The organism is Thermanaeromonas toyohensis ToBE (assembly GCF_900176005.1).
GTDB classification, from domain to species: Bacteria; Bacillota; DSM-521; order Neomoorellales; family Neomoorellaceae; genus Thermanaeromonas; species Thermanaeromonas toyohensis.
Map to the genome: position 1 here is coordinate 1,263,194 of NZ_LT838272.1, position 18,626 is coordinate 1,281,819.

Here is an 18,626-nt window from a genome sequence, read left to right on the forward strand (position 1 = left end):
AGCAGGAAGTGCTGCCCTGGTGGCGAATAGCAATAGTTGGGTAAAACTATAGGAGGTTGACTGGTGTTAGCCATTGTTCATTCCGTGGTTCTTATAGGCTTGGAGGGTCAACAAGTAAGGGTAGAAGTCGATATAAGCAATGGTTTACCAGTATTTACTATTGTGGGGCTACCTGATGTTTCTGTAAAGGAGGCCAGGGAAAGGGTTAGAGCAGCTATTAAAAACAGCGGTTTTGAATTTCCCCTTCGACGTATAACTGTAAATTTAGCACCGGCGGATGTAAAAAAAGAGGGGCCCATTTATGACTTGCCCATAGCTATAGGAGTTCTAGCGGCTTCGGGGCAACTGGAAGGGGGTTACCTACCTAAGGACCTTTTTTTGGTAGGTGAGCTTTCTTTAGAAGGGAGCTTACGACCTGTACCAGGTGTTTTACCCATGGCCCTAGCCTTGCAGGAGTTGTACCCAGGCTCCACCCTGGTGGTACCAGAGGGTAATGCTCAAGCCGCAGCATTGGCTAAAGGTATCCATGTCTTAGCTGCTAATAATCTTTCTCAAGTACTAGCTTTCCTTAAAGGGCAAGAAGAGCTACCTCGGGTATTACCGGAAGAGGAGCTTAATTTTTCGGAGCCTTGGGGGTCGGTAGATCTAGCAGATATCAGAGGGCAAGACCAGGCTAAGCGGGCTTTGGAGATTGCAGCTGCAGGAGGGCATAATATTCTTCTCATTGGTCCTCCAGGAACGGGTAAGACAATGCTAGCCCGCAGTTTACCAGGTTTATTGCCCTCGCTCACTTATGAAGAAGCCTTGGAGATCACGAAAATCTATAGCGCTGCCGGATTGTTACCAGCTGGCCAGGGTTTGATAAGGGAGCGCCCTTTCCGTTCGCCGCACCATACTGCTTCTTTAGTCAGTATCGTCGGAGGCGGTCGGGCGCCACGGCCAGGGGAGGTTAGCCTGGCTAGTTACGGGGTTCTTTTCCTGGATGAAATACCAGAGTTCCGCCGGGAAGTACTGGAGGCTTTGCGTCAACCTTTAGAGGATCGTGTTATTACGGTAGCCCGCGCTACAGCGGCCGTTACTTACCCGGCTAATTTTTTGCTAGTGGGAAGTATGAATCCTTGCCCGTGTGGGTTTTTGGGAGATCCTGTAAGGATGTGCCAGTGTACTCCTTACCAGGTGGCCCAATACCGTAAGCGCTTATCGGGGCCTTTGCTGGATAGGATAGATTTGGTAGTAGAAGTCCCTCGCCTGGAGTACCGTAATATAGAAAGGGCTGAACTCGGGGAGACTTCCAGCCAGGTGCGTATAAGGGTAGAAAGGGCGCGGAAGAAGCAGAGGGAAAGGTTGGCTGAAGATAGACTACAGTGTAACGCGGAGATGCAGGGTCCGCAGGTAAAAAAATATTGCCAGCTTTCTTCCTCTGCCCGGGTACTGTTGCAAAATGCTTTTACTAGGCTGGCCCTTTCTTTACGAGCCCATGACCGGGTGCTAAAAGTGGCCCGTACTATAGCTGATCTAGAGGGGGTTAAGAATATTGAAGAACACCATCTAGCGGAAGCCTTACAATATCGTTCGACTCTGTAGGATTAAAAGGTAGAAGGGACGGAAAAACTGGAAGATATATAAAGTACGTTTCAACAAAAAGGTAGGTTGGTTGTATGGGAGAGAAAAGGGAATTGGGCCTGGCTAGCTGGGCCCTTATAATAACTAGTGCATCTTTATTGTCCCGCATCCTGGGCTTTATGCGCAATATGGTTATTTCCACCCTATTTGGCCAGAACCGATGGACAGACATGCTTAACGCTTCCTTTGTGTTACCCGATACCTTATACCTTATACTAGTGGGCGGAGGTATAAGTTCGGCTTTTGTTCCGGTTCTTTCGGGTTATCTAGCCGAAAAGAAAGAAAGGGAAGCTGGGGAAGTGGTTAGCATTGCCTTTAATTTAGTTTTGGTTGTGGTAGGTTTGGCAGTAACCTTAAGCATCTTTTTTTCTCCCTTTCTTGTGCGTTTAATCGCTCCTGGGTTTAATTCCCAGGAGATTAGTTATACAGCTTACCTGACCCGGGTGGTACTGATGGCTATTTTGTTCCATTCCCTAAACGGAGTTCTTATGGGGACGGAATATGCTTATCAATCTTTCCTTGGTACCACTATTGGACCCTTAGTGTATAATGCGGCCATTATAATTTTTGGTACTGCTTTGGCTAGCCGCTTAGGGATCGCTGCTTTTGCTTGGTCTACTTTGTTAGGTGCCTTTCTTAATTTTCTAGTGCAAGTTTGGGGTGTATGGCGCCTTCGGATTCCTTACTTGTGGTCTTGGAACTTCCGGCATCCTGCCATCAGGCGGATAGGAGAACTTATGTTACCTGTAACCATCGGGTTATCCATCGCTCAGATAAATCTTTTTTTAAACCAAACTTTTATCGCTTCTTTCTTACCTCCGGGATCCATCAATGCCTTAACCCTAGCTAGCCGGGTGGTGTTAGTTCCCATGCTTTTTGCCCCTTCTTTAGGGATCACTTTACTTCCGACTTTAACCAGGTTGGCTGTAAATAAGGAGCGGGAAGCCTTCGAACGGTACCTGGTTATGTCCTTAAGTGCCATTCTTTTTATAGCCCTTCCGGCTACTGCAGGATTTATAGTACTGGGAGAACAGGTTATCAGGGTATTGTTTGAGCACGGCCGCTTTACAAGGCAAGATACTTTAGCTACCGCCAACGCTTTAGTGTATTATTCCTTAGGTATTGCGGCTTACGGCGCCTACGAAATGTTAAGCCGGGCTTTTTATGCCTTACAGGATACTAGAACGCCTCTAAAGGTAGGGCTTCTAACTTTGGGGGTGGGCACTTCTTTTAATTTCCTATTAGGTCCCCTTTGGGGAGTTAAAGGATTGGCGCTAGCTTACTCCTTGGCTGGATGGTTTAATGTTGCCTTACTCTTTTATCTTCTTAAACGCCGAGGTATAATTTCTGGTAGTCCCAAGGTATTGGGCTCCACTTTAGTTAAGAGCTTGATAGGAGCTATCTTTATGGGTGGGTGCTTAAAAATATTGACAGGTAGGGTTACCCTTTTTCTTACAGGCTCTGGGATTTGGACTGAGGGCCTTAAGCTTTTGTTATTAATTACTGGTGGGGCAGTCCTATATATTACTATAGCTTGGCTTTTGCGAATGGAGGAGCTAGGGTTTGTAACTCAAGCCCTTAAGGGTCCTTTCCGGCGTCGCCGAGCTGGACTATCAGAGGATCTAGGGAAAGTGGGGTAGTAAACCCCCGGTAAATTCTGCATTACAGGATGGGGGTAGAATAGTTGCTGGCTAAGGGATTAAATTGGTTAGCCTACCTGGTGGCCACGTTCAGGTTTAAATTGGCTATTTCTCTTGGCCGCTTGGCGGGCCTGTTTTCTCGCTTATTAGGCCGGGAAGGTACTTCTTTGCCTGGGTGGATAGCTTTGCGATTATATCCTAATCTTTTAAGGGATCTAGCTCGAATCTTAGATAAGGTAATAATCATAACCGGTACCAATGGCAAAACCACTACGGCTAATCTTGTGGCTTATATTTTGAAAGAAAGAGCAGGCTTAAATGTAGTGCATAATAAGCAAGGTGCTAATATGCCGGCCGGCGTGGCTGCAGCTCTTATGGCTTCGGTTTCCCAACTTTCCAATACCTCAAAGGAAAGAATAGCTGTGTTAGAGGTAGACGAGGGTAGCTTGGGCTATATTTTAACGCAGGTTCCAGCTAACTTAATAGTGATAACGAATCTTTTGCGCGATCAGCTAGACCGCTACCACGAACTAGAACAGATATTAAAGTATATCCAGCAAACCTTGGAGAACATGCCACAAGCCCAGCTATTGTTAAACGCCGACGATCCTTTGGTGGCCTCCCTGGGTCGCTACCGGGAAGATGTTTATTATTTTGGGATGGATCGCACCTCCTATATACGTTTTACCAGCGGAGATGTACAAGAGGGTCATATCTGCCCTGAATGCCATGGACTTTTGGATTTTGCTTATTATCATTATAGCCATTTGGGGCAATACTATTGCCCCCGTTGTGGGTGGGAACGACCTCTTCCCCATTTTAGGGTTAAGGATTTATGTAAAACACGTACCGGATATACTTTTACTTTGGTCTATCCTGGGGGAGAAGTTGAGCTTTTCACTCCCCTGCTTGGTCTTTATAACTGTTATAACATCCTCGCCGCCCTTAGTGCAGGTTGGATGTTAGGGATAGACCCCAGGGAAGTAATTGAGTTGGTGGCTATTTTTCAACCCGGGCAAGGGAGGACAGAGGCTTTCCGTTTAAGGGATAAGAAAGTTACCTTAGTCTTGGTCAAGAATCCCACAGGGTTAAGCGAAGCTTTGCGGGCAGTAGCTGAGATAAGAGCAGAGGCTTATGTTCTGGCTATTAATGATTTAGCTGCGGATGGCCGGGATGTATCATGGTTATGGGACGTGGATTGGGAACCCCTTGTTAGGGGTTCGAGTAAGCGCATAATCTGCTCCGGACTTAGGGCCTGGGATATGGCGGTATGTTTAAAGTATCAAGGCATTAACCTTAACCTAATTAAGGTAGTTCCTAATCAGGCTGAAAGCCTGGAAGAAGCCTTACAGGAGGAAACTAGCGAGATATTAATATTATGTACTTATACCAATTTGGCTGTATATCGGCGCCTTCTTCTCAGGATGGGGGCCCAAAGTGAAGTTAAGGATCTGTCATCTTTACCCCGAACTGCTTAATCTATATGGTGACCGGGGAAACCTCCTGGTTCTTCGCCGTCGAGCTGAATGGCGCGGTATCCAGGTGGAGATAAGTTGGGTTTCTTTGGGGGATCCTTTAGACCCTAAAAACTATGACCTGTTTTTCCTGGGAGGAGGACCTGATCAGGAGCAGGGTATAGTAGCCCAAGACCTGATAGTTAAAGGACCTTACCTAAAAGAAGCTTTGGCCCGGGGAGCGGCTTTGCTGGCCATTTGCGGTGGATACCAGCTCCTGGGTCGTTACTACCGAACTGCCTCCGGTCAAGTATTCTCGGGAGTTGGGTTGTTCCCTGTCTATACCATAGCGGGGGATAAACGCTTAAAGGGTAACATAGCTATTAAGGTGGAAGATTTATCTATTCCACGCCCCGTGGTGGGTTTCGAAAACCATATGGGTCGGACTTATCTAGAAGCTTCAGAAGAAGGCCACCGCCCTTTAGGTAGGGTTCTCTTCGGGTACGGTAACAATGGAGTAGATGGAACCGAGGGCTGCCTTTATGGGCGGGCCATAGGAACTTATCTTCATGGGCCTTTACTGGCTAAAAATCCCCACTTGGCGGATTACATTTTAAGCTTGGCTTTAGAAGGCCGTTACGGCCAGGTAGAGTTGATGCCCCTTCCTGGTGATGAGATGGAATGGAGAGCCCATGAAGCTTTCTTTCACCGGTTTTTTAAAGGGAAAAGGTGAGGAGGAGCAAGGTAATGGATTTCTCCTTTTTTCTTCCCACCCGGTTCTATTTTGGAGAGGGGTGCTTAAAGGCCAATTTTCACCCTTTAGAAGAATTAGGGAGGAGAGCCCTAATTGTTACTGGCCGCAGGAGCGCACGGGAGAGCGGGGCTTTGGAAGATCTCCTGGAGGTGTTGGAGCACCTTAAAATTAAATGGAGTATTTTTGAGCGTGTACCCCCTAATCCAACCCTAGAGGTGCTAGCTGAAGGGGTTAAGGTGGCCCAGGAGGAAAGAGTGGACCTAGTTATAGGGTGCGGTGGGGGTTCACCGATGGATGTAGCTAAGGGGATCGCCATCCTGGCTACTAACAAGGTGAAAGCTACTGAACTTTACCGGACCCCTTTACCAGAAGCTCCGCTACCTGTGGTAGCCATACCAACTACTGCGGGGACAGGTAGCGAAGTAACCCCTCATGCGGTTTTTACCTTGCCTGAAGAAGAGACCAAAAAAGGATTCAGCGATGTGCGGTTGTTTCCCCGGGTGGCCTGGGTCGACCCGCGGTATACCTATTCCCTGCCGGAAGAAGTTACCATTGATACGGCCCTGGACGCCCTTTCCCATGCAGTAGAAGGGTACCTTTCCCGCCGGGCCTCTCCTTTAACCGATCTCTTGGCTACCGAGGTTATACGCCTTATAGGTTCTTGCCGGAACGCCTTGGAAAAGCGGGAGTTTACCCCCCATATACGTCGAAGCCTGCTCTACGCCAGCAGCCTCGCCGGAATGGTTATAGCCCAGACCCGTACAACTATCTTACATACCTTAGGCTATTCTTTAACCTTTTTCCGAGGTGTTCCCCATGGGAGGGCTAACGGGTTACTAATGGCAGCTTACTTGGAGTTTTTGGCTCCGGTAGCCCCGCAGAAGGTAGCCCATATCTTGAGCTTATTGGGATTTTCGGGTATAGATGAGCTAGGGGTGACGCTTAAGAACCTTCTCCCATCACCAGAACGGTATACGGACGAAGAACTTAAAGGTTATGCGGCATTAGCTTCTAAAGCACAACATAGCCTTAAAGCTACCTTAAGATCCGCCCGAGAAGATGAGCTATATGAGATTTTACGGCGGAGCCTGCTTTAAAAGCTTTGATTTTATGGATTGTCCTTAGGAAGGGAGGACGCCTAGTTATGTTTAAATTTGTTTTGGCTCTGGTAGGTATGATCCTTCAACTTTTCGCCCTCTACCTCTTGCTTTTGGTTATAGGAGATAAAAGGGAGGGAGAGCTCTCGAAGAAGGAGAAACCGGTAGAGGGACATCATTGAAAGTGCCATCCAGGTAGATGAATACCTGGTAAGAGGGGCAGGCAAAATTGAATAATAAAGGATTTGAGTATAGCTATTGGATAGCTTTACAGCAGGTTCCAGGCTTAGGCCCCCAGCGGCTGCTTAAGCTAGTAGAACACTTTGGTAGCGCGGAGGCTGCCTGGGAGGCCGAAGAAGGAGAGCTTTTAAATCTCCCTTGGATGGGGAAAGCGGCACAAGAGCTGATAGCCTGGCGCAGGAACATAGACCCTGCCAGGCTAGGGAAGGAGTTTTCCCGTTTAAAGGTGGGGATTTTAGTTTTTACTGATGCACGTTATCCCCCAGAACTAAAGAGTATTTATAATCCCCCACCGGTGTTATATTATTTAGGCGATTTGACAGCTTTAGAAGGGCTAAAAGTAGCTGTGGTGGGTACTCGACGCCCCACACCTTACGGCCTTAAAGTGGCCCACGTCCTGGCCCAGGGCCTGGCTGAGGCAGGTATAATTGTGGTGAGCGGACTGGCGATAGGGATAGATGCTGCTGCCCACCGGGGAGCCCTTCAGGGGAAGGGGAAAACTATAGCTGTATTAGGTAGCGGGGTGGACGTAATCTACCCTCGGGAAAATGCCCGGCTCTACCAGGAAATAGCCCGGGAGGGGTTGATACTTTCTGAGCTTCCTCCTGGTACACCCCCTGAACGGTACCATTTTCCCGCTCGTAACCGTATCATAAGTGGCCTGGCCCGAGGAACCGTAGTGGTGGAGGCGGGCGAGAAAAGCGGCGCTTTAATAACAGCCGATTTGGCCCTGGAACAAGGACGTGATGTTTTTGCGGTGCCAGGGCCCATTACAAGCCCCCAGAGCAAGGGGACTAATAATTTACTTAAACAGGGGGCTAAGATAGTTACTGGGGTGGGGGATATCCTGGAGGAATACTTCCCGGCGGAGGTTCAGGTTCCCACCCTGGAAGTGGTAGCAGGAAAGTCGGGGGGATTCCAACTTTCTCCTATAGAGGAAAAGGTCCTGGCCGCGGTAGTGTCTTCACCGTTATCCTTAGAAGAGATTGTGGAAGCCACAGGGCTTTCCACTCAAGAAATAAACGTTGCGCTAACTTTTTTGGAGTTACAAGGCCTGGTCTTAAGGCTTCCAGGCGGGCTTTATCTACGCTCCTTCCCAGGGGATTAAGGCTGTAAAGATGCTCTTAGGGGTGAAGCTAGTTGGCCAAGACGTTGGTTATAGTAGAATCTCCGGCCAAGGCCAAAACCATTAGCAAATTTTTGGGCCGTGACTACTTGGTTAAATCCTCTATGGGACACGTCAGGGATCTACCTAAAAGCCAGTTCGGGGTAGATATTGAACATGGCTTCGAGCCCTATTACATTACCATCCGTGGTAAGGGAGAAATAGTTAAAGAGTTGCGCGAGGCGGCTCAAAAAACAGAGCGGGTCCTTCTAGCCCCCGACCCTGACCGTGAGGGAGAAGCTATAGCCTGGCACTTACAGCACCTTTTGGGGTTACCCGATGGGAGATGTCGTATAGAATTTAACGAGATAACCCGACAGGCTGTGCTGGAGGCCATCAAAAATCCACGTCCCATCGACATGGACCGAGTGGCTGCCCAGCAGGCCCGTAGGGTTTTAGACCGCTTAGTAGGCTATAAACTAAGCCCCCTGCTCTGGCGCAAGATAAAAAAGGGTTTAAGTGCTGGTAGAGTGCAATCGGTGGCTGTGCGGCTAATTGTAGATCGCGAGAGAGAGATCGCTAATTTTAAGCCGGAGGAATATTGGACCTTAACAGCTTGGCTTAAGACGGGGGAAGAAGGAACTACTTTTGCAGCCAAACTACACAAGTTTCAGGGAGAAACTATCAACGTTAAAAACAAAGAGGACATGGACGAGATCCTGGCCGCCCTGGCTGGGGTTTCTTTCCAGGTCGTAGAAGTTAAAAAAAGGGAGCGGCGTAAGAATCCTCCGGATCCCTTTACTACCAGCACTCTGCAACAAGAAGCTTATCGACGCTTGAACTTTACCACCCGGCGTACTATGCAGGTTGCCCAGGAGCTTTATGAGGGTATCGACCTGGGGCCGGATCTAGGCCGGGTGGGATTGGTGACCTATATCCGCACGGATTCCACCCGGATAGCCCAGGTGGCCCAGCAGGAAGCCCGGGAATACCTTCTTAAGCATTTTGGCCCCCTTTATGTTCCTGCCAGGGTACGCCGGCAGGGTGAACGTAAAGAGCATGTGCAGGATGCCCATGAGGCTATAAGGCCCACCTCAGTTTGGCGGGAGCCCGAGGCTATTAAAGAGGCTCTGACCCGGGACCAGTATCGCCTGTACTCTTTGATTTGGGAACGATTCCTGGCTAGTCAGATGGAGGCCGCCCTTTTGGATACTGTTATTGTGGATATCGCTGCTGGCGAATACCTTTTTAGGGCTTCAGGCTCGGTAATTAAATTCCCTGGCTTTCTTAAAGTTTTTAAGGGGGAGAGGGAACAGGAAGACTGGGAAAAGGAAGAATTACTTCCCGAGGTTTCTGAAGGTCAAATATTAACCCTTGTATCCTTAGAACCCAAGCAGCATTTTACCCAGCCCCCACCGCGGTATACCGAGGCTACCCTAGTCAAAACCATGGAAGAATTAGGGATAGGTCGACCTAGCACTTACGCTCCCACCATTGAAACTATCTTAAGCCGGGGGTATGTGGTACGGGAACAGAAGCATCTTGTTCCCACCGAACTAGGTTGTATCGTGGTAGATTTGCTTAAGGAATACTTTCCCGATATTATCGATGTGGAATTTACCGCCCACATGGAGGCTAAACTGGATGAAGTGGAAGCCGGAAAGCTTTCTTGGCGAAAAGTAGTAGAAGAATTCTATATCCCCTTCAGCAAGGTTCTAGAGCAGGCTGAGGCCAAAATCGGTATACTTAAGCTTCCGGAAGAGATTACGGAAGAAAAATGTGAAGCGTGTGGCCGGAATTTGGTGGTGAGACAGGGGCGTTACGGCAAGTTTTTGGCCTGCCCTGGTTTTCCAGAGTGCCGTTTTACGAAACCCCTTCTTACTGGTATAGGAGTGGAATGCCCCCGTTGTGGCCAAGAGATTGTGGAAAGGAAAAGCAAACGAGGTCGCAAGTTCTATACCTGTAAGAATTATCCCGAGTGTGATTATTTTTCCTGGGATAAACCCGCCCAGTCCTTTTGCCCGGAATGTGGCAGCCGCCTAGTGGAAAAGGGCGGCCGGCGCTCGCTGCGTTTGGTCTGTCCGAGTAAAGATTGCGGGTATCAGGAAGAAGTAAGGAGGCAGGGAGAAGCCTGAAGATGAAAGAGAAGTTAATCGTAATTGGTGGAGGTTTAGCCGGAAGCGAAGCCGCTTGGCAGGCAGCCCAGAGGGGTATAAAGGTGGAGCTTTGGGAGATGCGACCTTACCAGACTACCCCGGCCCACCGGACCGGTTATTTGGCTGAACTGGTCTGTTCCAATTCTTTACGTTCCAATGAGTTAGAGAATGCCGCCGGGCTCCTCAAAGAGGAAATGCGTAGAGCAGGTTCGCTACTTATGGAAGTGGCTGAAAAGCACCGAGTCCCGGCAGGAAAGGCCTTGGCCGTGGATAGAGTTGCTTTTAGCCAGGAAGTGACCTCTAGGATAGAAGCCCACCCCTTCATTACCCTGGTACGGCAAGAAGCAAAAGAAATACCTTCAGAAGGGGTTGTGATTATCGCTTCCGGCCCTTTGACGTCGCCTGCCTTAACTGAGGCCCTTAGGGAGTTGACGGGAGAAGAATATCTTTATTTTTATGATGCGGCAGCCCCCATTGTTACAGCGGAATCCCTGGATTGGTCGAAGCTCTTTCGAGGTAGTCGTTATGGTAAGGGGGAAGAAGACTATTTAAACTGCCCCCTGACAGAGGAGGAATATTACACCTTTTACCAGGCACTAGTAAATGCCGAGCGTCACCTGCCCCATCCCTTCGAAAAGGAGATATACTTTGAAGGCTGCATGCCGATAGAAGAAATGGCCAGAAGGGGACCGGATACCTTAAGGTATGGCCCTATGAAACCTACGGGTTTAGTTGATCCGGCCACGGGCAAACAGCCATTTGCCGTAGTACAATTGCGCCAGGATAACCGAGAGGGAACCTTGTATAACTTGGTGGGGTTTCAAACGAGCTTAAAATGGGGTGAGCAGGATCGGGTTTTTCGCCTCATTCCTGCCCTGCGGAACGCAGAGTTTGTACGCTATGGAGTTATGCACCGTAATACATATATCAATTCACCTCGCTTGCTGCTGCCTACCCTCCAGCTAAAAGAACGGCCAGAAATTTTTTTGGCCGGGCAGATCACCGGTGTAGAGGGTTATATAGAATCTGCTGCTATGGGCTTATTGGCCGGCCTTAATGCTGCTCGTCTCCTCAAAGGACTAAAACCCCTTGTACTTCCCCGTGAGACTGCTCACGGGGCCTTGGCCCATTACATTACTGAAGCCCATCCCCAAAATTTCCAACCTATGAATATCAATTTTGGGCTGTTACCCCCCCTCGAACGGCGTGTACGTTCCCGCCGCCAACGTAACCTCCTATTATCCCAAAGGTCCTTGTCCATTTGGGAACAAGTTCTCGATGAATTTTCACTCAATTGACTTGCCCTTTCTTCGACAATTTGATAATATATAAAGGCTGGCAGGGCTCTCGGCTTCAAGTTAAGCCGGGGCTTTTTACTGGGATATTTAATAAAGGGGGCTAGCGTTTGATCGGCCGTGAGTTTCAACGAGCGCTGGAGGATTTTGCTTCCTATCTAATAGCAGAAAAGAACGTGGCCCCTAGGACACTTATAGCTTACCTAACAGATTTGAAGCAGTTTGCGGTTTATGTACAAAGTATCTTAGGACCCGGTACACGACCAGAAGAAGTAGATCGCACCTTGATACGGCGTTTCTTGGGCTGGCTTAATGTATTGCAGGAAAAGAAGAGTAGCATAGCCCGAAAGCTAGTGGCCTTGCGGGTATTTTATCGTTATCTTTTGCGCGAAGGCCGGGTAGAGATTAATCCAGTAGAGCTTGTACGGTCTCCCCGACAAGAAAAAAGGTTGCCCAAGTATCTTCCCTATAATGAAATAGTAAAGATCCTCGAGGCCCCCCCTCCCACCCCCTTGGGATTAAGGGATCGGGCTTTGTGGGAAACCCTTTATGCTTCGGGGCTGAGGGTAGGAGAGCTAGTAAGCCTTAATCTAGAGGACGTAGATTTAATACGGGGGGAGATAAGGGTAAAGGGTAAAGGGCAACGTGAACGCTTAGCACCCCTCGGAAAGATAGCCATAGCAGCCCTTAAAGATTATTTGGCGCGGGGGAGGCCGGTATTAGCCGCTAGAGGAAACCAAAAGGAAAAGGCGCTTTTCTTAAACCACCGGGGGCGCCGGTTGACCAGTCGTGGAGTCCGGGAACGCCTGGACTATTACGTTAAAAGGATGGCAGTAACCGCAGATGTTTCACCCCATACCTTAAGGCATTGTTTTGCTACCCATATGTTGGAGAGGGGAGCTGACTTGCGTGTTGTGCAGGAATTGCTGGGTCATGCCCGTTTAAGTAGCACTCAAGTGTATACTCATGTTACCCCAGAGCACTTACGCCAAATATACCAAAAGGCACATCCTAGGGCACGGGAGGTTACCAGAAAAGAAACAGGGGAAACAAGGCTATATATTGAGCAGGAATAGAGCCTCGATAGAGCCCCTAAGGAAGAGGTATGAATATGCAGGCTAAAAAAGTGTATAGTACCACTGTCATTGCTGTGAAAAGAGGCGATAAAGTAGCCATAGCAAGTGACGGACAGGTTACCTTGGGTAATACAGTGCTTAAACACCAGGCGCGTAAAGTCCGCCGCCTCTATCAAGGGCAAGTCCTTGCCGGGTTTGCAGGTAGCGTAGCTGACGCCTTTACCCTTTTTGAAAAATTTGAAGCCAAGTTAGAGGAATACAAAGGGAACCTCCAACGTGCTGCTGTAGAGCTAGGGAAAGAGTGGCGTACAGATCGGTTGCTTAGACGTTTGGAGGCCTTATTAGTGGTAGCGGACCGGGAAAGGTTACTTCTTATCTCTGGTAGTGGGGAGATTATAGAGCCGGATGATGGTGTAGTAGCTATAGGTTCAGGAGGTCCTTATGCCCTGGCTGCAGCTCGAGCCTTGATAAAACATACAAACCTAGGCGCAGCGGACATTGCCAGGGAAGCTCTAAAAATAGCAGCTTCTATCTGTATCTATACCAATGAAAATATTGTTATCGAAGAGCTATAAAATAGCAAGCCCGGCATAGAAGGGGGTTGGCCAGTGGAACTCCTTACACCGCGCCAGATTGTCCAGGAACTGGATAAATATATAGTAGGCCAGGAAGAAGCTAAGAAATGCGTAGCTATAGCCCTGCGCAATAGGTACCGGAGACAGAAGCTTCCTCCGGAGCTTAGGGACGAGGTCTTACCCAAAAATATCCTCATGATCGGGCCTACGGGGGTAGGCAAAACCGAGATAGCCCGACGTTTAGCACGGTTGGTGGGTGCTCCTTTCCTCAAGGTGGAAGCTACACGTTTCACCGAAGTGGGTTATGTAGGACGGGATGTAGAGTCCATGGTGCGGGAGCTAGTGGAGAATGCGGTCAGAATGGTGAAGGCGGAAAAGCGAGCAGAGGTGGAAAAAGAGGCTTATAAGTTAGCCGAAAAGAGATTACTCGATCTCATCGTACCACGGTCTAGACGGAAGAGGGAAGCCCGTAACCCCTGGGAAGCCCTTTGGAGCGGACTTATGGAAGGGGAAGGGGCTACAGAATATGAAGATGACAACGGGGATAAACGAGCCATATTTTGGGAAAAGTTAAGAAGGAAAGAGCTGGAAGATATGATGGTGGAAATTGAGGTAGAGGAAAGCACTATGCCAGGGGTGATGTTCGGTACCTTAGGTTTAGAGGAATTAGGTCTTAACCTCCAGGATATGCTAAGCCATATATTTCCGCGGCGTAAACGTAAGAGGCGGGTAACTGTAGCTGAAGCACGGAAGATCTTGGCCCAGGAAGAAGCTGACAAATTAATAGATATGGATGAGGTGGCTAGAGAAGCTGTACAAAGGGTAGAACAAAATGGTATCATATTTATCGACGAAATCGATAAAATTGCGGCAAGAAATGGGGGAGTAGGACCAGATGTTTCCCGAGAGGGAGTACAGAGGGATATACTGCCCATAGTAGAAGGCACCACTGTACAGACCAAATACGGGCCAGTGAAAACTGATCATATATTGTTTATCGCAGCAGGTGCCTTCCATATAGCCAAGCCATCAGATTTGATTCCCGAGCTTCAGGGCCGGTTCCCCATAAGGGTGGAGCTTAAAAGCCTCACTCGGGAAGATTTTCAAAGGATCTTGACGGAGCCCCAAAATTCTTTGCTTCGTCAATATAAAGCTTTACTCGCTACGGAAGGTTTAGAAGTGGAATTTACAGGAGATGCTATTGCGGAAATTGCCGATATTGCTTATACTGTAAATACTCAGGGAGAAGACATCGGCGCTCGCCGTCTCCATACTATTATGGAAAAAGTGCTGCAGGATCTCTTATTTTTAGCTCCTGAGCTTGTGGACAGCCGTGTGGTAATCGACCGCAATTACGTGCGGGAGAAGCTCGGAGATATTCTGCAAAAGGCTGATCTTCGGGCCTATATTTTATAAAAACCTTGAGAAAGGAGGAAAATACCTTGCAGACTTTGCTAGAAAAAACCCGTACTATAAACCGCCTTCTCCAGAGGACAGCAGGCAATCCCGTAGATTTTCAAGAAATGGCTGGTGTACTCCGGGATGTCCTGGGGGCTAATACCTATATAGTGGGCCGCCATGGACGAGTCCTAGGGTATGCTTTTGTAGAGGGTTTCACTTGTGAGATCATGGAGGAGATCGTTTTTCAGTCAGAACGCTTCCCGGAGAAATATAATGAGCAGCTCCTCCGTATCGACGAAACTCAAGCCAATTTCTGTCAGGTAGGGAATGCCTGTGTGTTCGATCCAGAGAAAAGGTGTGTATTCAGCAATAAGTTAACCACTGTGGTACCCATAGTGAGCGGCGGTCAGCGCCTTGGTTCCTTGGTGCTGTCTAAGTTCAATATCCGTTTTACGGATGAAGACTTGATCCTGGCAGAATATGGGGCCACGGTAGTGGGCATGGAGATCCTGCGGTCCAAATCTGAGAAAATTGAAGAGGAAGCGCGTAAGCGGGCGGCGGTGCAGGTAGCTCTGGCTACCTTGTCTTACTCAGAACTAGAAGCCGTGGAGCACATCTTTGCTGAGCTCGACGGTGATGAGGGGATATTGGTAGCCAGTAAAATAGCCGACCGGGCGGGCATCACCCGTTCGGTGATCGTCAACGCCTTACGGAAGTTTGAAAGCGCCGGTGTCATAGAATCTAAGTCCCTAGGTATGAAAGGGACCTATATCCGAGTGTTAAATGACAACCTCCTCGAAGAGCTGCAGAAGCTCCGGAGTAGGGCCTAAATTTTTAAGGCCAGGGAAAAACAGATTGCCCCTGGCCTTAAATTTATTTTTTGAGGTACAAGATTTTGACACGGACAGACTTTCCCTTCGGCTTGCGGTAGAGTTAACTTTATGCTATACTACCGCTGGTGTGCTATTCCACACGCGGCCTGACGCGCAGGACGGTGCCTTTTTAAAGGTCTCCTGTGAGGATGAGGGAGCGGAGGCATAAAACCACAAAGGAGGTATTTTTGGTGTCTGTTGTATCTATGAAGCAGTTATTAGAAGCGGGGGTTCATTTCGGGCATCAGACCCGGCGCTGGAATCCCAAGATGGCCCCTTATATTTTTACCGAGCGTAATGGTATTTATATTATTGACCTGCAACGTACAGTTAAGAAGCTGGAGGAGGCTTATAACTTTGTCCGGGATGTAGCTAAAGAGGGTGGCAAGATCCTCTTTGTAGGCACAAAGAAACAGGCCCAAGACACAGTCAAAGAGGAAGCCGAGCGCTGTGGTATGTTTTATGTTAATGTACGTTGGCTGGGCGGGACCCTTACCAATTTTCAGACTATCCGCCGGCGCATTGAACGCCTAAAAGAGCTGGAACGGATGGAAGAAGAAGGTACGCTAGAGCTCCTTCCCAAAAAAGAAGTTATGGCTTTAAAAAAAGAAAAGGAGAAGCTTGAGCGCTTCCTAGGCGGCATTAAAAACATGAAGCAGCTGCCGGAGGCCCTTTTCGTGGTAGACCCGCGCAAGGAGCGCATTGCAGTCGCGGAAGCCCGCCGTTTAGGTATCCCCATTGTAGCCATTGTAGATACCAATTGCGATCCTGATGAAATAGATTACGTAATTCCAGGTAATGATGATGCCATCAGGGCGGTTAAATTGATAACTAGTAAAATTGCTGATGCAGTTTTAGAGGGACTGCAGGGTGAAGATCAGCCCGAAGCTGTGGGTGAGTAAAGGGGGAAACTTAGGATGATTTCGGCTGAAGCTGTAAAAGAGCTGCGCAACCGTACTGGGGCTGGGATGATGGATTGTAAGCGAGCCCTAGAGGAAACGGGGGGCGATATAGAAAAAGCCATTGAAATCTTACGTATGAAGGGCCTAGCGGCAGCCGCTAAGAAGGCAGGGCGGGTAGCCAAGGAAGGCTTGGTACACGCCTATATCCATGGTGGTGGCCGGATAGGAGTCCTTATCGAGGTGAATTGCGAAACGGACTTTGTAGCCAGGACAGAGGAATTTAAAGATTTGGTTCACAACCTGGCTATGCAGGTGGCTGCTGCTCGGCCGGAGTATGTAAAGAGGGAAGATGTTCCAGAAGAAGTAATTGAAAGGGAGAAGAGCATCCTTCGTGCCCAGGCCCTGAACGAGGGTAAGCCGGAGAAGGTCGTGGAAAAGATTGTATCGGGTCGTTTGGAAAAGTTTTTCCAAGAGAATTGCTTATTAGAACAGCCTTATATAAAGGATCCTGAGCGTAAGGTCAAAGATCTTATTGCTGAAAAGATAGCCAAATTAGGAGAAAACATTGAGGTCCGGCGGTTTGCCCGCTTTGAAGTGGGTGAGGCTAACACTATTAGCCAGTAAACTTCAGGGAAGAGCACAGAGGTGCTCTTTTTTTCTAAAATACGAAAGGAATTTTAACAAGTTTGTAGAAACATTATGAGGAATTACGGGGGTACTGCGCTATGCAGAAACCCAAGTATAAGAGGGTGGTTTTAAAGTTAAGCGGTGAGGCCTTGGCTGGGAATCAAGGCTTCGGCATCGACCCTGATGTTATAAATTCCATTGCTGAACAGATTAAAGAGGTACGGGATCTTGGAGTCGATGTGGCCGTAGTGGTAGGGGGTGGCAACATCTGGCGGGGGGTCAAAGGAAGCGCCCAAGGGATGGATAGGGCGACGGCGGATTATATGGGGATGTTGGCTACAGTAATTAATTCCCTCGCCCTCCAGGATGCTTTAGAACGTTTAGGGGTTGACACGAGGGTACAATCTGCCATTGAGATGCGTCAGATAGCAGAACCTTATATCCGGCGGAGGGCCATCAGGCATTTAGAAAAAGGTCGCGTAGTGATTTTTGCCGGAGGTACAGGAAATCCTTACTTTTCTACGGATACTACTGCCGCTCTGCGGGCTGCGGAGATTGAAGCGGAAGTAATACTTATGGCTAAGCGAGTGGATGGGGTATATGATGCAGATCCTGAACAGAATCCTCAGGCTAAACGCTACAAAGGGCTGGATTATCTAGATGTTCTAAATAGCAATTTAGGAGTTATGGATTCCACTGCTACTTCCCTCTGTATGGATAATAACATTCCCCTTATTGTTTTTGGAATCAAAGAGAAGGGTAATATATTGAAGGCGGTCATGGGTGAAGAAATCGGTACCTATGTAGGGGGTAAAAGGGGATGTTAGAGGAGATACTTAAGGAAACAGAAAATAAGATGCAGAAAGCCGTAGAAAACTTGCGTAGAGAGTTAGCCACTATTAGGGCAGGAAGGGCTACTCCTGCCCTATTAGAGAAGGTTCAGGTTAATTATTATGGGACTCCTACCCCGGTAAATCAACTAGCTACCATTTCGGCCCCTGAACCCCGGTTACTCGTTGTTCAGCCCTGGGATCGCTCTATAGTGGGGGAAATCGAAAAAGCCATCCTTAAATCAGATCTAGGCCTTACTCCTACCAGCGACGGTACCGTAATCCGTATTGTGCTCCCCCAATTAACGGAAGAACGGAGGGCCGAACTGGTGAAGCTAGTTCGGAAAAAGGCCGAGGAATTTCGCGTAGTTGTACGGAACATCCGCCGGGAGGCTAATGAGAAGCTAAAGGCTAAAGAAAAAGGCGGCGAAATTTCGGAAGATGAAGCACGGAGGGCCCAGGATAAGGTCCAGAAGTTGACCGATACCTATATCCAGGCCATCGATAAGGCTTTGGCCACTAAGGAAGCTGAAATTATGGAGGTTTAAGGGAGTTGTTTACAGATTGCTTGGGCTTACCCCCGGAAGAGGCCTGCCACCTCCTTAACCGGGCTGGCTACCAGGTGGTAGCTACTTGCGTAACCGGTGGCGGTGCTTTAACCGGCCAAGGGATCACGACAAGGGTCGTGAGGGTGCGGGTGGTGGGAGCTGGCCAGGTAGAGCTGGTCGTGGCTCCTGTTATAAATTTGTGGCCACCAGGGAAAGGAGGTGCAGGAGCCCATGCCCCATCGGATTACTGAGGAATGTTTAGCGTGTGGGGTGTGTGCCGACGAATGCCCCAATGGCGCGATTTCCGAGGGAGATAACATTTATGTAATCGATCCCGAGTTATGTACTGATTGCGGTACTTGTCGAGAAGCTTGTCCTAATGAAGCCATCGTAGCAGAGTGATGGCGCTACCCCCTCCTCTGGAGGGGGTT

Annotated in this window: 19 protein-coding genes; all 19 read left to right on the plus strand. The window is 48.7% G+C overall.

Annotation, left to right across the window (positions count from 1 at the left end):
- Nucleotides 1-63 precede the first annotated feature (63 nt).
- The 19 genes from B9A14_RS06270 (at nt 64) to B9A14_RS06360 (ending at nt 18,597) form a co-directional block, all read left to right on the plus strand.
- Nucleotides 64-1,584, plus strand: a complete 1,521-nt coding sequence (locus tag B9A14_RS06270; RefSeq protein WP_084664844.1) for a YifB family Mg chelatase-like AAA ATPase — start codon at nt 64-66, stop codon at nt 1,582-1,584.
- Between the two features lie 74 nt (nt 1,585-1,658).
- Nucleotides 1,659-3,263: a murein biosynthesis integral membrane protein MurJ gene (gene murJ, locus B9A14_RS06275; RefSeq protein ID WP_084664846.1), complete on the plus strand. Its 1,605-nt coding sequence runs from the start codon at nt 1,659-1,661 to the stop codon at nt 3,261-3,263.
- A 44-nt stretch (nt 3,264-3,307) separates the two neighbouring features.
- The gene (locus tag B9A14_RS06280; RefSeq protein WP_084664848.1) at nt 3,308-4,741 is read left to right on the plus strand and encodes a Mur ligase family protein; all 1,434 of its coding nucleotides are present in this window, start codon (nt 3,308-3,310) and stop codon (nt 4,739-4,741) included.
- Nucleotides 4,701-5,450: a type 1 glutamine amidotransferase gene (locus B9A14_RS06285; RefSeq protein WP_084664850.1), complete on the plus strand. Its 750-nt coding sequence runs from the start codon at nt 4,701-4,703 to the stop codon at nt 5,448-5,450. Before B9A14_RS06280 ends, B9A14_RS06285 begins: the two co-directional genes overlap by 41 nt.
- 14 nt (nt 5,451-5,464) lie before the next feature.
- A complete protein-coding gene (locus B9A14_RS06290) occupies nt 5,465-6,568 on the plus strand; it encodes an iron-containing alcohol dehydrogenase family protein (protein WP_084664852.1) in 1,104 nt (367 codons plus the stop codon).
- Between the two features lie 47 nt (nt 6,569-6,615).
- Nucleotides 6,616-6,750 carry a hypothetical protein gene (locus tag B9A14_RS17940; protein ID WP_269456763.1) on the plus strand — a complete coding sequence of 45 codons (135 nt, stop codon included), beginning with the start codon at nt 6,616-6,618 and terminating at the stop codon, nt 6,748-6,750.
- A gap of 47 nt (nt 6,751-6,797) precedes the next feature.
- A complete protein-coding gene (dprA, locus tag B9A14_RS06295) occupies nt 6,798-7,916 on the plus strand; it encodes a DNA-processing protein DprA (protein ID WP_084664854.1) in 1,119 nt (372 codons plus the stop codon).
- Nucleotides 7,917-7,948: 32 nt separating this feature from the next.
- Complete coding sequence (topA, locus tag B9A14_RS06300; RefSeq protein WP_084664856.1) at nt 7,949-10,048, plus strand: type I DNA topoisomerase; 2,100 nt, start codon at nt 7,949-7,951, stop codon at nt 10,046-10,048.
- Nucleotides 10,049-10,050: 2 nt separating this feature from the next.
- A complete protein-coding gene (trmFO, locus tag B9A14_RS06305; RefSeq protein ID WP_084664858.1) occupies nt 10,051-11,367 on the plus strand; it encodes an FADH(2)-oxidizing methylenetetrahydrofolate--tRNA-(uracil(54)-C(5))-methyltransferase TrmFO in 1,317 nt (438 codons plus the stop codon).
- A 107-nt stretch (nt 11,368-11,474) separates the two neighbouring features.
- On the plus strand, nt 11,475-12,440 hold the full coding sequence (locus tag B9A14_RS06310; RefSeq protein WP_172839057.1) for a site-specific tyrosine recombinase: 966 nt from the start codon (nt 11,475-11,477) through the stop codon (nt 12,438-12,440).
- A gap of 35 nt (nt 12,441-12,475) precedes the next feature.
- Nucleotides 12,476-13,015: an ATP-dependent protease subunit HslV gene (gene hslV / locus B9A14_RS06315; protein WP_084664860.1), complete on the plus strand. Its 540-nt coding sequence runs from the start codon at nt 12,476-12,478 to the stop codon at nt 13,013-13,015.
- Between the two features lie 33 nt (nt 13,016-13,048).
- Nucleotides 13,049-14,431, plus strand: coding sequence for an ATP-dependent protease ATPase subunit HslU (hslU, locus tag B9A14_RS06320; RefSeq protein WP_084664862.1), 1,383 nt, complete (start codon nt 13,049-13,051; stop codon nt 14,429-14,431).
- Nucleotides 14,432-14,457: 26 nt separating this feature from the next.
- Nucleotides 14,458-15,246 carry a GTP-sensing pleiotropic transcriptional regulator CodY gene (gene codY / locus B9A14_RS06325; RefSeq protein ID WP_084664864.1) on the plus strand — a complete coding sequence of 263 codons (789 nt, stop codon included), beginning with the start codon at nt 14,458-14,460 and terminating at the stop codon, nt 15,244-15,246.
- 233 nt (nt 15,247-15,479) lie between these two features.
- A complete protein-coding gene (rpsB, locus tag B9A14_RS06335; protein WP_084664868.1) occupies nt 15,480-16,190 on the plus strand; it encodes a 30S ribosomal protein S2 in 711 nt (236 codons plus the stop codon).
- Between the two features lie 15 nt (nt 16,191-16,205).
- Nucleotides 16,206-16,814, plus strand: a complete 609-nt coding sequence (gene tsf / locus B9A14_RS06340; RefSeq protein ID WP_084664870.1) for a translation elongation factor Ts — start codon at nt 16,206-16,208, stop codon at nt 16,812-16,814.
- Nucleotides 16,815-16,915: 101 nt separating this feature from the next.
- On the plus strand, nt 16,916-17,644 hold the full coding sequence (pyrH, locus tag B9A14_RS06345) for a UMP kinase (protein WP_084664872.1): 729 nt from the start codon (nt 16,916-16,918) through the stop codon (nt 17,642-17,644).
- Nucleotides 17,638-18,195 (plus strand): ribosome recycling factor, encoded by a 558-nt coding sequence (gene frr, locus B9A14_RS06350; RefSeq protein ID WP_084664874.1) that lies wholly within the window; start codon nt 17,638-17,640, stop codon nt 18,193-18,195. Before pyrH ends, frr begins: the two co-directional genes overlap by 7 nt.
- A 5-nt stretch (nt 18,196-18,200) precedes the next feature.
- Nucleotides 18,201-18,446 (plus strand): hypothetical protein, encoded by a 246-nt coding sequence (locus tag B9A14_RS06355; RefSeq protein WP_084664876.1) that lies wholly within the window; start codon nt 18,201-18,203, stop codon nt 18,444-18,446.
- Complete coding sequence (locus tag B9A14_RS06360; protein ID WP_084664878.1) at nt 18,427-18,597, plus strand: 4Fe-4S binding protein; 171 nt, start codon at nt 18,427-18,429, stop codon at nt 18,595-18,597. Before B9A14_RS06355 ends, B9A14_RS06360 begins: the two co-directional genes overlap by 20 nt.
- Nucleotides 18,598-18,626: the final 29 nt, after the last annotated feature.

Coding starts and splice junctions, on each gene's coding strand:
- murJ (WP_084664846.1), top strand. CDS start 1,659: ATGGGAGAGAAAAGGGAATTGGGCCTGGCTAGCTGGGCCCTTATAATA.
- B9A14_RS06290 (WP_084664852.1), top strand. CDS start 5,465: ATGGATTTCTCCTTTTTTCTTCCCACCCGGTTCTATTTTGGAGAGGGG.
- B9A14_RS17940 (WP_269456763.1), top strand. CDS start 6,616: ATGTTTAAATTTGTTTTGGCTCTGGTAGGTATGATCCTTCAACTTTTC.
- trmFO (WP_084664858.1), top strand. CDS start 10,051: ATGAAAGAGAAGTTAATCGTAATTGGTGGAGGTTTAGCCGGAAGCGAA.
- hslV (WP_084664860.1), top strand. CDS start 12,476: ATGCAGGCTAAAAAAGTGTATAGTACCACTGTCATTGCTGTGAAAAGA.
- tsf (WP_084664870.1), top strand. CDS start 16,206: ATGATTTCGGCTGAAGCTGTAAAAGAGCTGCGCAACCGTACTGGGGCT.
- pyrH (WP_084664872.1), top strand. CDS start 16,916: ATGCAGAAACCCAAGTATAAGAGGGTGGTTTTAAAGTTAAGCGGTGAG.
- frr (WP_084664874.1), top strand. CDS start 17,638: ATGTTAGAGGAGATACTTAAGGAAACAGAAAATAAGATGCAGAAAGCC.
- B9A14_RS06360 (WP_084664878.1), top strand. CDS start 18,427: ATGCCCCATCGGATTACTGAGGAATGTTTAGCGTGTGGGGTGTGTGCC.